This is a genomic window from Comamonas sp. B-9, from assembly GCF_000410635.1.
Classification (GTDB): domain Bacteria; phylum Pseudomonadota; class Gammaproteobacteria; order Burkholderiales; family Burkholderiaceae_C; genus Comamonas.
In genome coordinates, this window is sequence record NZ_KE148587.1 from 18,716 (window position 1) to 32,966 (window position 14,251).

13 protein-coding genes are annotated in these 14,251 nt (G+C 64.6%); 7 read left to right on the forward strand and 6 right to left on the reverse strand.

Annotated features, from left to right (window positions below; all coding sequences use genetic code 11):
• Together H928_RS33415 and H928_RS27830 are read right to left on the reverse strand one after the other, a co-directional pair.
• The coding region (locus H928_RS33415) for a lysylphosphatidylglycerol synthase transmembrane domain-containing protein (protein WP_021027104.1) at positions 1–360 on the reverse strand (360 nt) is incomplete at its 3' end.
• Between the two features lie 12 nt (positions 361–372).
• On the reverse strand, positions 373–1,410 hold the full coding sequence (locus tag H928_RS27830; RefSeq protein WP_021027105.1) for a glycosyltransferase family 2 protein: 1,038 nt from the start codon (positions 1,408–1,410) through the stop codon (positions 373–375).
• A 220-nt stretch (positions 1,411–1,630) separates the two neighbouring features.
• On the opposite strand from H928_RS27830, the gene H928_RS0114150 reads away from it, so the two are divergent.
• Genes H928_RS0114150 through H928_RS0114160 form a run of 3 tightly spaced genes read left to right on the forward strand, consistent with a single transcriptional unit; the run spans position 1,631 to position 5,522 of the window.
• Positions 1,631–3,178 (forward strand): glycosyltransferase family 39 protein, encoded by a 1,548-nt coding sequence (locus H928_RS0114150; RefSeq protein WP_239644969.1) that lies wholly within the window; start codon positions 1,631–1,633, stop codon positions 3,176–3,178.
• Positions 3,175–4,185, forward strand: a complete 1,011-nt coding sequence (locus tag H928_RS0114155) for an NAD-dependent epimerase (protein WP_021027107.1) — start codon at positions 3,175–3,177, stop codon at positions 4,183–4,185. Before H928_RS0114150 ends, H928_RS0114155 begins: the two co-directional genes overlap by 4 nt.
• Positions 4,182–5,522, forward strand: coding sequence for a UDP-glucose/GDP-mannose dehydrogenase family protein (locus H928_RS0114160; protein WP_021027108.1), 1,341 nt, complete (start codon positions 4,182–4,184; stop codon positions 5,520–5,522). The genes H928_RS0114155 and H928_RS0114160 overlap by 4 nt, the downstream gene beginning before the upstream one ends.
• A gap of 84 nt (positions 5,523–5,606) precedes the next feature.
• Here the strand turns inward: H928_RS0114160 and H928_RS0114165 are convergent, their stop codons facing one another.
• From H928_RS0114165 to H928_RS0114175, 3 genes are all read right to left on the reverse strand, one after another.
• Positions 5,607–7,103 carry an amino acid permease gene (locus H928_RS0114165; protein WP_021027109.1) on the reverse strand — a complete coding sequence of 499 codons (1,497 nt, stop codon included), beginning with the start codon at positions 7,101–7,103 and terminating at the stop codon, positions 5,607–5,609.
• A 134-nt stretch (positions 7,104–7,237) separates the two neighbouring features.
• Positions 7,238–8,107 (reverse strand): D-hexose-6-phosphate mutarotase, encoded by an 870-nt coding sequence (locus H928_RS0114170; RefSeq protein ID WP_021027110.1) that lies wholly within the window; start codon positions 8,105–8,107, stop codon positions 7,238–7,240.
• Between the two features lie 156 nt (positions 8,108–8,263).
• Positions 8,264–9,364: a type II asparaginase gene (locus H928_RS0114175; RefSeq protein WP_052329993.1), complete on the reverse strand. Its 1,101-nt coding sequence runs from the start codon at positions 9,362–9,364 to the stop codon at positions 8,264–8,266.
• Between the two features lie 418 nt (positions 9,365–9,782).
• Between H928_RS0114175 and H928_RS0114180 the strand changes: the two genes are divergently transcribed.
• The 3 genes from H928_RS0114180 to H928_RS0114190 are packed head-to-tail and all read left to right on the forward strand — an operon-like array spanning position 9,783 to position 12,435.
• A complete protein-coding gene (locus H928_RS0114180) occupies positions 9,783–11,627 on the forward strand; it encodes an ABC transporter ATP-binding protein (RefSeq protein ID WP_021027112.1) in 1,845 nt (614 codons plus the stop codon).
• Positions 11,628–11,635: 8 nt separating this feature from the next.
• On the forward strand, positions 11,636–11,911 hold the full coding sequence (locus H928_RS0114185) for a DUF2164 domain-containing protein (protein WP_021027113.1): 276 nt from the start codon (positions 11,636–11,638) through the stop codon (positions 11,909–11,911).
• Between the two features lie 59 nt (positions 11,912–11,970).
• Positions 11,971–12,435, forward strand: coding sequence for a nuclear transport factor 2 family protein (locus tag H928_RS0114190; protein WP_027010954.1), 465 nt, complete (start codon positions 11,971–11,973; stop codon positions 12,433–12,435).
• Here H928_RS0114190 and H928_RS27835 read toward each other — a convergent pair.
• Positions 12,425–13,090 (reverse strand): TetR/AcrR family transcriptional regulator, encoded by a 666-nt coding sequence (locus H928_RS27835; protein WP_021027115.1) that lies wholly within the window; start codon positions 13,088–13,090, stop codon positions 12,425–12,427. The genes H928_RS0114190 and H928_RS27835 overlap by 11 nt on opposite strands.
• 144 nt (positions 13,091–13,234) lie before the next feature.
• Between H928_RS27835 and H928_RS27840 the strand changes: the two genes are divergently transcribed.
• The coding region (locus H928_RS27840; RefSeq protein ID WP_043340191.1) for an NAD(P)/FAD-dependent oxidoreductase at positions 13,235–14,251 on the forward strand (1,017 nt) is incomplete at its 3' end.

Here is a 14,251-nt window from a genome sequence, read left to right on the forward strand (position 1 = left end):
CAACACCGACAGCGAAGCAGCGGCCTTGCCCTGGCCACTGCGCTGCAGCACCACGGCGCGGTAAACATCGCCGCCCACCACGGCGCCGGGCAGCAAGGCATTGAGGCCAATGGCCTGGAAATACCAGCGCAGCGCATCGGGCCAGCGCATCGGCGCGCCCAGCCACTGCGCCAGCGCGCGCCAGCGCCATGCAGAGACCACGTTCGACGCAATGGCCGCCGCCAGCCCGGCCAGCAGCCAGCGCCCATCGGCCGCACGCAGCCGGGCCCAAAGGGCAGAAGGGTCGGCAAAGTAGGCCACGGCGCCCAGCAAAGCGGCGCCACACAAGGCCTTGATGCAGGCTTTTTGTGTACGGTTCACACCAGGGGGCGCTTAAAGACTCTGACCGGCAGCAGGCTGCACAGCTTGCACGCGCGCGGAGTGGGCATCCAGCCGCACCATGCGGGGGGTCTCGCCCGTCTCGTCGATCACATAGTCGTCCGCATAGTACTGGCGACCACCGCCCGACTCGTAGTAGATGCGGGTCAGCAACTCGCCAATGAGGCCGGCGGCGACAAAGGTCATGCCCATCAGCACCAGCATCACGCCGATGATCAGCAAGGGGCGCCCGCCAATGCTCTCGCCCATCAGCTTGACGACAAACAGATAGGCCAGGATCAGAAAGCCCGGCGTGGCCAGCCACAGGCCCAGGCCGCCAAAGGCATGCAGCGGGCGCTGGCGGTAACGCATCAGGAAGACCATCAGGATCAAATCCAGAATCACGCGGAAGGTGCGGTCAATGCCGTACTTGGACACACCCGCCGTGCGGGCATGGTGGCGCACCGGCACTTCGGTGATGCGGGCACCGGCATCGCGCGCCAGCGACGGGATAAAGCGGTGCAGCTCGCCGTAGAGGTGCACGCGGTCGATGATGTGGCGGCGGTAGGCCTTGAGCGCGCAGCCATAGTCGTGCAGCTGCACGCCGGTGGCGTTGGAGATCAAACGATTGGCGATCTTGGAGGGCAGCTTGCGCGAGATGGCCGCATCCTGGCGGTCCTTGCGCCAGCCCGAGACCATGTCCACGCTCGGGTCGGTCTCCAGGCGGTTGAGCAGCAGGGGGATGTCGTCGGGCTCGTTTTGCAGGTCGGCGTCCAGGGTCACCACATAGCGGCCTTGCACCCGGTCAAAACCGGCCTGCAGCGCGCTGGATTGGCCGTAGTTGCGCGCCAGGATCACCGGGCGCAGCCAGGGGCGCGTGGCAGCCAGCTCCAGCAGGCGCTTGGCGCTGTCGTCCTTGGAGCCATCGTCGACGGCAATCAGCTCATAGCTCAGCGGCTGCGAGCGCATGGCCGCGTCAATCCGGTCGACCAGGGCGATCAGATTGTCGAACTCGTTGTAGATGGGGACGACGATGGAAACAGCAGGAGACATAGAGGGCACATTGCAAAAAGCCGCTCAAACAGGCGGCTGGACCGAGACCGGAACCGGCATGCGGCGCAGCCCAACCGGGGTTGGCGACTCTTGTGGCATTGGTAAAACAGTGGTCGCCTATACTACCTGATCCGCTCTTTCCTCTGCTGCTGATGCGACAGGCTGGTGCCGCGCCTTGGGGCTGCGGGCCCTGTATGCACCTGCATTTCGTGTTTCTGCCATGACGTCTGCGTCCCCCTCCCCCGCCAAAGATTGGCAGTCCCAGCTCTACCGCCACCCCTTGGCCTGGGTGCTGGTGCTGGCCTGTGCACATGTCATCTCGCGCGTGGCCATCTCGGACGGCATGAAATGGGACGAATCCGAACAAATCCTCTGGTCCCAGCAGTTCCTGCTGGGCTACGGCGCCCAGCCGCCCGCCTACAGCTGGCTGCAATGGCTGGTGGGCCAGTTGCTGGGGCCCACGGTGCTGTCGCTGTCGCTGGTCAAGCACAGCCTGATCGTGCTGACCTATGTGCTGGCCTGGCAAACCGGCCGCGCGCTGCTGCCGGCCAAGGGCGCCTTCTGGGTCGCCGGTGGCCTGCTGCTGATGCTGCCCTTTGGCTGGGACAGCGTGCGCGACCAGACCCACACCATCCTGGTCACCGCAATGGCCTTTGGCGCCTGGTGGATGGCCCTGCGCCAGGTGCGCGCGCCAGCTTTGGTCAATTTTGTCGGCCTGGGCATCTTCTGCGGCGTGGGCATGCTGGCCAAATACAGTTTTGCGATGCTGATCGGCGTGTTTGCCGTGGCCGCCTTCAGCGTGCCCCAGGTGCGCCGCGCGCTGCTGGGCCGGGGCTGGTGGCTCGCGCCGCTGATTGGCCTGCTGATCTTTGCGCCGCACGGCTTTTGGCTGCTGCAGCACTGGCGTGAGGCCACCACCGAGACCATCCACAAGATGGACATCTCCACCCAGGTCTCCCACCTCAAGGGCCTGGGCGCGCTGGCGACGGCCGTGTTCTCGACCCTGGGGCTGTGGCTGCTGGTCAGCCTGGCCAGCTACCGCAGCCGTTTGTGGAAGGCTGACCCCACCCCATTGCCTGCCGCAGATCTCGCTACACCTGAATGGCGCATCTGGGCCTGGCCACTGCTGTGGCGCTACCTGGCGCTGGTGTTTGCGATCCTGGTGGGCATGGTGCTGGTGGGCGATGTCAGCAGCTTCAAGCAGCGCTGGGTGCTGCCGCTGACGGCCGTGGCGCCGCTGGCCTTGTATGTCTGGCGCCCGCGTCTGCTGGCCGATGGCGTGGGCCGGGGCTACACCACCACGGTGCTGGTGTTTGCGCTGGTCTTCCTGACCTTGGCAACGGTGCGCCCCTGGCAGTCCAACCTGCGCAAGGATCCCGACGAGCTCAACCACCCCGTCGCGCAGCTGAGCGCCGCGCTGGCGGCTGCGGGTTATGACGGCCAAGGCGTCATCGTCGGCTCGGACAATATGGTCGCTGCCATGCTGCGCTCGCGCAACCCCGGGGCCTATGCCACTGCCTGCACGGCCGAGTTTGGCCGCATGGCCGACTGCCTGGCTCAAGCCCGCGCCAAGGCCGCGCACACCGGCCGCGGCCTGCTGTACATTGCCCGCATGGACAAGGCCACACCCGCCTGGTGGGAGCCGGTGCTGGCTGCGGCGCCCGGCGTGTCCGTGCAAGATCTGACCCTTCCGTTTTCCCATATGCGTGCCAGCACGCCACCCATGCACTACCAATTTGTGTGGCTGCCCGCACCCATCACACCATGAAACCTGTTCTCGTCACCGGCGCTGCCGGTTTTATCGGCATGCATTGCGCCTTGCGCCTGCTGGAGCGCGGCCTGCCCGTTGTCGGCATCGACAACCTCAACAGCTACTACGATGTTGCGCTCAAAGAGGCCCGGCTCGCGCAGCTGCAAAGCCATCCCAATTTCCGCTTTATCCAGCTCGATCTGGCCGACCGCGCTGGCATGGCTGCGCTGTTTGATGGGGTTAAGCCCCAGCGCGTGCTGCACCTGGCCGCCCAGGCAGGGGTGCGCTACTCCATCGACCAGCCCGACGACTACACGGATTCGAACCTGCTGGGCTTTGGCCACGTGCTGCAGGGCTGCCGCAAGCACCAGGTGGCGCACCTGGTCTATGCCAGCAGTTCCAGCGTCTATGGCGGCAATGCCAAGATGCCCTACGCCGAGAGCGATGCGGTGGACCACCCGATCAGCTACTACGCGGCCACCAAGAAGGCCAATGAGCTGATGGCCCACACCTACTCGCACCTCTACCAGATGCCCACCACCGGACTGCGCTTTTTCACGGTCTACGGGCCCTGGGGCCGGCCGGACATGGCCTTGTTCAAGTTCACCAAGGCCATCCTGGCGGGCGAGACCATCGATGTTTACGGCAATGGCCAGCTGGTGCGCGATTTCACCTTTATCGACGACATCGTCGAAGGCATTCTGCGTGTGCTGGACAAACCGGCCACGCCAGACAGCCACTATGACGCGCTGCAGCCCAACCCGGGCACCAGCACCGCGCCCTACCGCATCTTCAATATCGGCAACAGCCAGCCCACCGTGCTGATGGACTACATCGCCACACTGGAGTCTGCCCTGGGCATTCAGGCGAACAAGCGCATGCTGCCTATCCAGCCGGGCGACATGCACAGCACCTCGGCCGACACCCGGGCCTTGCAGGCCTGGGTGCAGTTCGCCCCTTCTTTCACTGTCACAGACGGAATCCAGCGCTTTGTCGACTGGTACCGCTCGTTCTACCGCGTATGAAAGTCACTGTTTTTGGAACCGGCTATGTCGGTCTTGTTCAAGGTGCCGTGCTGGCCGATGTCGGCCACCAGGTGCTCTGTGTCGATGTCGATGCCGCCAAGGTCGCCGCGCTGCAGGCCGGCCAGATCCCCATCCATGAGCCGGGCCTGGACAAGCTGGTCACCAGCAACCATGCCAACGGCCGCTTGCGCTTTACCACCGATGCAGCCCAAGGCGTGGCGCACAGCGAGGTCATCTTTTTAGCAGTGGGCACGCCCCCTGACGAAGACGGCAGCGCCGACCTGCAGTATGTGCTGGCCGTGGCCCGCACCATTGCCCAGCACATGGATGGCCCGCGCATCGTCATCAACAAATCCACCGTGCCGGTGGGCACGGCCGACAAGGTACGCGCCGTCATTGCCGAGGGCCTGGCAGCTCGCGGCGCCAGCCACGGCTTCGACGTGGTCTCCAACCCGGAATTCCTCAAGGAAGGCGCGGCCGTGGCCGACTGCCAGCGGCCCGACCGCATCATCATCGGCACCAGCAACCCCGCGTCCGAGGCGCGGCTGCGCGAGCTGTATGCGCCCTTCAACCGCAACCACGACAAGATCGTGGTGATGGATGTGCGGAGTGCCGAGCTGACCAAGTACGCCGCCAATGCGATGCTGGCCACCAAGATCAGCTTCATGAACGAGATCGCCAACCTGGCCGAGCGCCTGGGCGCCAATGTGGAAGCGGTGCGCCGCGGCATTGGCAGCGATCCGCGCATTGGCTACCACTTTATCTACCCGGGGGTGGGCTACGGCGGCAGCTGCTTCCCCAAGGATGTGAAGGCCCTGGTGCGCACCGCCGAGGAGATCGGCTTTGATCCCCTGCTGCTCAACGCCGTCGAAGCCCGCAACGAAGCCCAGCGCAACGTGCTGTTCGAGCGCATCAGCGCCTTCTACGGCGGCCAGTTGCAGGGCAAGACGATTGCGCTGTGGGGCCTGGCCTTCAAGCCCAATACCGATGACATGCGCGAGGCGCCCAGCCGCAACTTGCTGGAATCGCTGTGGGCCGCAGGCGCCCGCGTACAGGCCTATGACCCCGTCGCGATGCAGGAAGCCCAGCGCATTTATGGCGAGCGCAGCGACCTGGTGCTGGCTGCCGACCCCGAGGCCACCCTGCAAGGCGCCGACTGCCTGGCCATCGTCACCGAGTGGCAGATCTTCCGCGCGCCCGATTTTGGCCAGCTGGCCCAGCGCTTGCGCGACCGCATGGTTTTTGACGGCCGCAATCTCTATGACCCGGCCCTGGTAGCCGGTTATGGCCTGGGCTATGTGTCGATTGGCCGCCAACCGGTGCCACGCAGCGAATAAGGCCGCTGGCGATCAACCACAAAAAAAAGCGAGTCCTCCGACTCGCCTTTTGCTATCTACGGGCCACCAGAGTAGACAGCCGATTTACTTCACGCTCTCCACCTGGCCATCAAAACGCATATCGGCATAGGCCACGGTGCGGCTGCCTTTGGCCCAGCGGTAGCCCCACCAGATCAGCAGGAACACCGGCAGGCCGATATAGGTGGCGACCACGCCTCCCCAGTCGATATGGTCCTTCAGGAAGGCCTCGTAGTTCTGGCCCAGGGTGATGACCAGGCAGAGCACAAACGCAAAGATGGGACCAAACGGGAACCAGGGCGAGACATAGGGCAGCTGCGACACATCATGGCCCTGCGCCAGAAAGCCCTTACGGAAGCGGTAGTGGCTGATGGCAATGCCCAGCCAGGCGATAAAGCCGGTCATGCCCGAGAGGTTGAGCAGCCACAGGTAGACGGTCTGCGGGCTGAACAAAAAGCTGAAAAAGCACAGCCCGGCCATCACCGTGGTCGCCAGCAAGGCCATCACCGGCACGCCATGGCGCGAGAGGCGGCCAAAAATGCGCGGCGCCATGCCCTGGCAGGCCAGCGTGTAGAGCATGCGGGTGGAGGCATACATACCCGAGTTGCCGGCCGACAGCACCGAAGTCAGCACCACGGCATTCATGATGACGGCCGCCGACAGCAGGCCCGCCTTCTGGAACACCAGGGTGAAGGGGCTGACGCTGATATCGCCGATGTCATTGCGCAGCAGATGCGGGTCAGTGTAACTGACCAGCGAGCCGATCACCGCAATCGCCAGCACATAGAACAGCAGAATGCGCCAGAACACCTGGCGCACCGCGCGCGGAATGTTCTTGGCGGGGTTCTCGGACTCGGCCGCCGCAATGCCGATGAGCTCGGTGCCCTGGAAGGAAAAGCCCACGATCATCGCCACACCGATCAGGGCCGCAAAGCCACCGGCAAACGGCGCATCGGCCACCTGCCAGTTGGCGATCGCGCCCCAGACGCCATCCGTCGGGCCGCCGCGCAGAATGCCAAAAATCATCGCCACGCCCAGCGCGATGAAGACCAGTACCGTCGTCACCTTGATCGCCGCAAACCAGTACTCGGCCTCGCCAAAACCGCGCACCGAGATGGCATTGAGGGCCACCATCAGCAGCAGGAACAGCGCGCTCCACCAGTAGCCCGGCACATCGGGGAACCAGTAGGCCATCACCAGCTGCGAGGCCACCAGATCGACCGCAATCGTGATCGCCCAGTTGTACCAGTAGTTCCAGCCCAGCGCGAAGCCAAAGCCCTCGTCCACATAGCGCGCGCCATAGGTGGCAAACGAGCCCGACACCGGCATGAAGGCCGCCAGCTCGCCCAGGCTGGTCATCAAAAAGTAGACCATCAGGCCGATGACACCATAGGCCAGCAGCGCGCCGCCGGGCCCCGCCTGCGCAATGGTGGCGCCCGAGGCCACAAACAGCCCCGTGCCGATGGAGCCACCAATGGCAATCATCGACAAATGGCGCGCCTTGAGATCACGGCGCAGTTCATTGACTGGCGCGGAAGAAGAGGAAGACCCAGAACCCGGCATAAACAAAAAAGCATGGCCGCAAGCGCCATGCCGACAATGACAAGGCCGCCATTATCGGGTTTTCCCCTGGTCTGCGGTAGTGGCCGCCCACAATTCCGCCACAGCGCTTGTGTTTCCAGCTAGCTGGCCCAGTCTCAGGCCAGGGTCAGGGTCTGGCTGATCGACCATTGCTGGCCTGGCGCCAGCCGCACCGGCGTGTCGATGCTGGCCGCCTCCACACACAGCATCTGGCGCCAGCCGTCATCGGGCATATCGGCCAGACTGTGGCTCAGAAGCACGCCCGGGTTCCAGACAACGATTTCGCTGGCCGTGCTGCTGTGGCGAATTTCCAGCCGGCGGCCGGCGGGCACATCGGGCTGCTGCAACTGCAGCACCGTGCCCGCTGCGCCCGGCGTGGAGAACACCCGGTCAAAGCCCTGCTCGGTGGTCGCGGCAAAGCCCACATCGCCCTGCGGCTGCACAAAGCGGGTGTCCGCCAGCGCATCCCAGCAGGCCAGGCCCTGCAGGCCGGACAACCGCGTTTGCGCCACATCGTCCACCTGCAGGTAGCTGTGCAGCGCGCAGGTCATGGACCAAGCTACATCGCCGGTGTTCTGCACATCGAGGCGAATCGACAGGCTGCCCGCCTGCACGCCAATGCGCAACCGGGCCTCAAAGGCATGGGGCCAGAAGGCCCGCGTGGCCTCGCTGTCCGCCAGCTGCATCACGATGCCGGCGTCATCGGCCTCCCGCATCTGCCAGGGCAGGTTGCGTGCAAAGCCATGCTTGGGCAGCGGCCCGCGCGTGTTGAACTGCGGAAAGCAGACCGGCACGCCGCCGCGAATCGCCGCCTGGCCATCGCGCAGGCTGGCCGGGCTCAGGTACAGGTGCTCGCGGCCACCGGCCGTCTTCCAGGACAGCAGCTGCGCGCCCTGCTCGGCCACCACGGCCGACGAACCATCGGGCCACTGGGCACACCAGGCGGCAAAGCCTTCGTAGCTGATTCGGGTCCACGCATGCGCCATCTTTTTTGCTCCTCTAAATGCAGCGATTGTGACATTGGCAGCGGGCCCCACTGCCGCTGGCAAGCGATACAGCGGACAGCAAAAAGGACAGCCGCAGCTGTCCTTGATAGATACCTATTGAAGCCAGTGCCCCGCCTCAGCCGGGCATGCTGGCGATCAATATTCCCAGAAAATGCGCTGGATTTCCTTGGGGTCGTTGGTCTTGGTCAGCGCCAGCGCTGCCAGCAAGCGGGCTTTCTCAGGGCGCAGGTCATGCGCAACCACCCAGTCGTACTTGTCATCGGGCTGCTCTGCATTGCGCAGCACAAAGCCATAAGGCACGCGCGCCGAGCGGATCACCTGCACGCCCTTGCTGCGCGCTTCCTGCAGTGCGGGGACGATGCGGTCGGCCACCGAGCCATTGCCGGTACCGGCATGCACGATCGCCTTGGCGCCGGTGCCGACGAAGGCATCAATCGCGGTGCGCGGCACATTGCCGTAGCTGTAGACCACTTCGACAGCAGGCAGGCTGGAGATGGTGTCGATGTTGAACTCGGACTGCATCGTGTGGCGCTTGATCGGCGCACGGAACCAGTAATTCTTGCCTTCCACCACCATGCCCAGCGGGCCCCACTGGCTTTGGAACGCGCTGGTCTTGATGTTCACATCCTTGTTCACATCACGCGCGGTCTGGATCTCGTCGTTCATCGTCACGACCACGCCCTTGCCCTCGGCATCCTTGGACGCTGCCACGCTCACGGCGTTGACCAGGTTCAGCGCGCCATCGGCCGACAGCGCGGTGCCGGGGCGCATCGAGCCCACGACCACGATGGGCTTGTTGGTGTGCACCGTCAGGCTCAGGAAATAGGCCGTCTCGGCCAGCGTGTCGGTGCCGTGGGTGATGACCACGCCATCCACATCGGGCTGCTTGACCAGCGCGGAGACGCGCTTGGCCAGCACCAGCAGGTTGTCGTTGGTAAAGCTCTCGGAGGCAATCTGGAAGACCTGCTCACCGCGCACCTGGGCCACCTTGGACAGCTCAGGCAGGCCGGCGAGCAGCTTGTCCACCGGCACCTTGGCGGCGCTGTAGGTGGCGCTGTTCATTGCCGATGCACCGGCGCCGGCAATCGTGCCGCCGGTGGCCAGCACGACCACATTGCGCTGGCCTTGTTGTGCCACCTGAGGCGCAGCCGCTGGCGCTGCAGCAGGTGCGGCGGCAACGGCAGGGGCCGCTGCTGCGGCTTGGGTGTTTTGGGGGCCGCTGGCGCAAGCGCCCAGGCTCAGCGTGACCGCCAGGGTCACAGCACTCAGTGCGGGAAGCCGCCAGCGGGACGCTTGGGACACCTGCAGCATTGTTGTCGATTTGTGTGGCATCAGTAGCACCTCGTGTCAAAAGCCGCTATCTTAGAAACTGTGTGCGGGCTGCGCATTGGTGAACACACCTATGGTTTTTTGCAAGCCCATAGGCTGCAAGATTGACGCCCAGGTGACGATTCGCCGACACAAAGACACCCGCCCCTCTAGGGCTATGTTGGCCACCCGCCAAGGGGGTCGCAGCCGCCGCTAGACTTGCCGGATCGGGGTTGTTACCACTGTCAATATCAACAGTTTCTAAGCTGCTTACCATGCAGCACCGGGGCAGGCCAAGCAACTTTTCCAAGACCCAAGGCCCAGCCCCATTGCAGGAGATCAGTGCATGTTTTCGTTTTTCGAGCGGCGGGTGCCGCCCTATCCCAGCGCCGAGCCCCAGGTTCCGCCCAAGGGGTTTTTTGCTTTCATGTGGGCCTGTACGCAGGGCATGCGGGGCTGGATCGGCCTGCTCACGGCCACCTCGGCGCTGCTGGCCATGTACGAGGCCATGCTGTTTGCAGTGATGGGCCATGTGGTCGATTGGCTGGCGACCATGTCGCCCAACAACTTCTGGGCCGAGCAAGGCCGCACGGCACTGGGCATTGCCGGCATCTTGCTGGGCAGCGTGCTGCTGCTGGCACTGCACACCCAGGTGATGCACCAGGTGCTGGCCATCAATTTTCCGATGCGGCTGCGCTGGGTGTTCCACCGCCTGATGCTGGGCCAGAGCATGTCCTTCTACGCCGACGAGTTTGCCGGCCGCATTACGACCAAGATCATGCAGACGGCGCTGTCCGTGCGCGAAGTGGTGTTCATGATCGTCGATGTGCTGGTGGGCGTGAGCGTCTACATGATCGGCATCCTGATCCTGGCGGCCAGCTTTGAGTGGCGGCTGATGCTGCCCTTCCTGCTGTGGCTGCTCGCCTATATCGGCGCCTGCTTCTACTTTGTGCCGCGCCTGGGCAAGATCGGCAAGGCCCAGGCCGATGCGCGCTCGATGATGACCGGCCGCGTGACCGACGCCTATACCAATATCGCCACCGTCAAGCTGTTCGCCCACACCAAGCGCGAGGCCGACTACGCCCGCAGCGCGATGGAAGCCTTCAAGCAGACCGGCCATGCCCAGATGCGCCTGGTGAGCCTGTTCGAGATCACCAACCACCTGATGATCACGCTGCTGCTGCTGGGCGCCTCGGGCACGGCGCTCTACCTGTGGTTGAACGGCCAGGCCAGCGCCGGTGTGGTGGCCGCCGTGATCGCGATGGCGCTGCGCCTGATGGGCTATTCGCACTGGGTGATGTGGCAGATGACGGGCCTGTTTGAGAACGTGGGCACCATCCAGGACGGCATCAACACCTTGACCAAGCCGCGCAGCATCGTCGATGCCAGCGGTGCCAAGCCGCTGGTGGTGCAGCAAGGCCGCATCGAGTTCGACAACGTCAGCTTTGCCTACAAGGATGCCGGCCGCCCGGTCATCGACCAGCTCAACCTGACCATCCACCCCGGCGAGCGCATTGGCCTCATTGGCCGCTCGGGCGCCGGCAAGTCGACCCTGGTCAACCTGCTGCTGCGCTTCCACGACCTGGCCGGTGGCCAGATCCGCATCGATGGCCAGGACATTGCCAAGGTCACGCAAGACAGCCTGCGCAGCAATATCGGTATGGTGACGCAAGACACCTCGCTGCTGCACCGCTCGATGCGCGACAACATTCTGTATGGCCGCCCCGACGCCAGCGAAGAAGACATGCGCCGCGCCACCGAGCGTGCCGAGGCATCCGACTTTATCGCCACGCTGAGTGACCGCTTTGGCCGCACCGGCTACGACGCCCAGGTGGGCGAGCGCGGCGTCAAGCTCTCGGGCGGTCAGCGCCAGCGCGTGGCCATTGCCCGCGTGATGCTCAAAGACGCGCCCATCCTGCTGCTGGACGAAGCCACCAGCGCGCTCGACAGCGAGGTCGAAGCCGCCATCCAGGAGAGCCTGGACAGCCTCATGCATGGCAAGACCGTCATCGCCATTGCGCACCGCCTGTCCACCATCGCCGCGATGGACCGCCTGATCGTCATGGACAAGGGCCAGATCATCGAGCAAGGCAGCCACCAGCAACTGCTCGCCCAAGGCGGCATCTACGCCAAGCTCTGGGCCCACCAGAGCGGCGGCTTCCTGGCCGAGCCGGTCGATGGACCTCTGTAAATCTGCATATGGCTATTGAACTCAAAAAGGACGTGCACGACCGTGCCGTCCAATCCATCGAACGCTACTTCGAGCAGACCCAGGGCGAGCGCATCGGCAATATGACTGCCGCCGCGCTGCTCGGCTTCTTCCTGAAGGAAATCGGCCCCAGCCTCTACAACCAGGGCGTGGCCGACGCCCAGGCCCGCCTGCATGAGCGCCTGCAGGAGCTCGACTATGAGGTGCATGAGGACGAGTTTGGCTACTGGAACAAGGCCAGCGGCAAGCGAGAATCACGGGGCTAGCTGCTGCGCGCAGCGGCCTGCCGCACGCCGCTCAGATCGTCCCCCATAGGAGCACAACGATGTCCGCCATGACTTCGGATTCCGATCTCACCGCAGCCGGGGTGCAGCGGCTGGTGACGTTCTACGAGTCCCTCGCGCCCGAGAACCTCGCGCAGCTGGGCGACTACTACGCTGCAGATGCCTTTTTCAAGGACCCGTTCAACGAGGTGCGCGGCGTCGCGGATATCCGCGCCATTTTTGCGCATATGTTTGAGACGCTGCAGGAGCCGCGCTTCATCGTCACCCAGCAGCTGGTGCAGGGCGATCGGGCAGCCCTGGAGTGGGAGTTTCGCTTTCGCTTTCGCAGCTGGAACGCGCAAGCGCCCCAGTGCATCTACGGCGCCTCGTTGCTGCGCATCGATGCCCACGGGCGCGTGGCCCAGCACCGCGACTACTGGGACGCGGCAGAAGAGCTGTACGAGAAATTACCGGCAATTGGCCTGTTGATGCGCTGGCTGCGGCGCAACGCCTCGGTCAAGCGCTAGGGGCCGCACCAGGCGCCACCGCCGGCCCGGCCAGACCGTAGAAGGTGGTGCCCGTCACCCAGTCGATGATCTGGTCATCGCTGTACTGGCCCGAGTCCTTGAGCAGACCCAGCACCGGATCGCAGGCACGGGCAAACAAGGTGTAGAGCACCAGCTCAGCAGGCAAGTGTTGGGGCAGTTGGCCGCGGGTCTGGGCCTCGGTGATCCAGATGCTCAGCCGGTTGCTCAGCGCAATCAGCCGGTCCATATAGGCATCGTTGGACTGCAGCGAGGCGCTGAGGTTGGAGTTTTGCGCGGGCAGCGACGGCATCTGCCCTTCCAGCTGGGTGCGCATGGCCCAGCGCACCACCGCCTTCAACTGCTCCAGCGCCGCGATCGGCTGGCCTGCTTCGGCCGCCGCATCGGCCGCGCTGCGCAAGCCATCGACAAAGGCCAAGGCGCGGTCCAGCACCCCGACCATCGCAGCGCCCGCCAGTTCCTCCTTCGACGTGAACAGCTTGTAGAGGCTGGCCTTGGCCATGCCCGCCTCCGCCGCCACCTCATCGACCGTCATCGCGTCGTAGCCCTTGGTCGCGAGCAGGCGGTTCACCGCCGTCACGATGGCCTCTTCACGCACACGCTGTATTTGTTCCTTGATGGCAGACCGAGCATTCATGCCGCCATTTTATGACGTCGCAGGTCATGAAGAAGACTAAATGGTGCATTTTTGACATTTGTGGTTTATAGTGTGAACTCATAAGTTCAACAATTGATCTACTAGGTTCAAACGTTTGGCTGTGGCATCTACAAGGGGCCTTTCATGCAACGCATCGCTGTCATCGGATCGGGGATTTCTGGGCTGGCCGCTGCGGCACACCTGGCCCGTTCGCAGACAACGCACCGGGTCTGCCTGTTGGAAGCTGGCAGCCATTTCGGCGGCCATGCCAACACGGTGGACCTGAGCCTGAACGGCATCACGCACGGCGTGGACACCGGCTTTCTGGTGTTCAACCACCGCACCTACCCCTTGCTGACCCAGCTCTTTCAGGACCTGGCCGTCGATACGGTGGCCTCCGAGATGTCGTTCTCCGTCCAGGCGCCCGGTGCCAACGGGGCATCTGCGCTGGAATGGAGCGGCCGCTCCCTCGCCAGCGTGTTTGCCCAAAAACGCAACCTGCTGCGCCCGCGCTTTTGGGGCATGCTGCAAGACATTGCCCGCTTCAACCGCCTGACCACCGAGATCGCCGAGCGCCAGGCCGAGGCCGAGATGACAGCCTCGATCGCTGCATTCCTGGACCAGCACCAATTCTCCGCCGCGTTCCGCAGCGACTACCTGCTGCCGATGCTGGGCTGCATCTGGTCCTGCCCCACGGACCAGATGCTGCACTTCCCCGTCGCCACGATGATTCGCTTCTGCCACAACCACGGCCTGATCCAGGTGCGCGACCGGCCGCAGTGGTACAGCGTGCGCGGAGGCTCACGCCAGTATGTGCGCCGCTTGCTGGCCCGTTTGACGCAGGATGGCCGCCACGAGGCGCGCCTGAACACGCCGGTGCTCGGCCTGCAGCGCCACCCGCAGGGCGTCATGCTGCAGATGGCGCAGGGCTCCGAATGGTTTGATGCCGTGGTTCTGGCTTGCCACAGCGACCAGGCCTTGCGGCTGCTGGGCGACGGCGCCACGGCCGCTGAACGCGCGGTGCTGGGCAGCATCCGTTACCAGCCCAACGAGGCGGTCCTGCACACCGACAGCGCCGTGCTGCCCCAGCGCCAGGCGGCCTGGGCGGCCTGGAACTACGAGCGCGCCGCCGCATCCAGCGCCGAGCAAGCGGGCGTCTGC

Bases quoted from the DNA above. Each gene is read 5' to 3' on its own strand.
- H928_RS27830 (WP_021027105.1), bottom strand. From the start codon at position 1,410: ATGTCTCCTGCTGTTTCCATCGTCGTCCCCATCTACAACGAGTTCGAC.
- H928_RS0114150 (WP_239644969.1), top strand. From the start codon at position 1,631: ATGACGTCTGCGTCCCCCTCCCCCGCCAAAGATTGGCAGTCCCAGCTC.
- H928_RS0114155 (WP_021027107.1), top strand. From the start codon at position 3,175: ATGAAACCTGTTCTCGTCACCGGCGCTGCCGGTTTTATCGGCATGCAT.
- H928_RS0114160 (WP_021027108.1), top strand. From the start codon at position 4,182: ATGAAAGTCACTGTTTTTGGAACCGGCTATGTCGGTCTTGTTCAAGGT.
- H928_RS0114165 (WP_021027109.1), bottom strand. From the start codon at position 7,103: ATGCCGGGTTCTGGGTCTTCCTCTTCTTCCGCGCCAGTCAATGAACTG.
- H928_RS0114170 (WP_021027110.1), bottom strand. From the start codon at position 8,107: ATGGCGCATGCGTGGACCCGAATCAGCTACGAAGGCTTTGCCGCCTGG.
- H928_RS0114180 (WP_021027112.1), top strand. From the start codon at position 9,783: ATGTTTTCGTTTTTCGAGCGGCGGGTGCCGCCCTATCCCAGCGCCGAG.
- H928_RS0114185 (WP_021027113.1), top strand. From the start codon at position 11,636: ATGGCTATTGAACTCAAAAAGGACGTGCACGACCGTGCCGTCCAATCC.
- H928_RS0114190 (WP_027010954.1), top strand. From the start codon at position 11,971: ATGTCCGCCATGACTTCGGATTCCGATCTCACCGCAGCCGGGGTGCAG.
- H928_RS27835 (WP_021027115.1), bottom strand. From the start codon at position 13,090: ATGAATGCTCGGTCTGCCATCAAGGAACAAATACAGCGTGTGCGTGAA.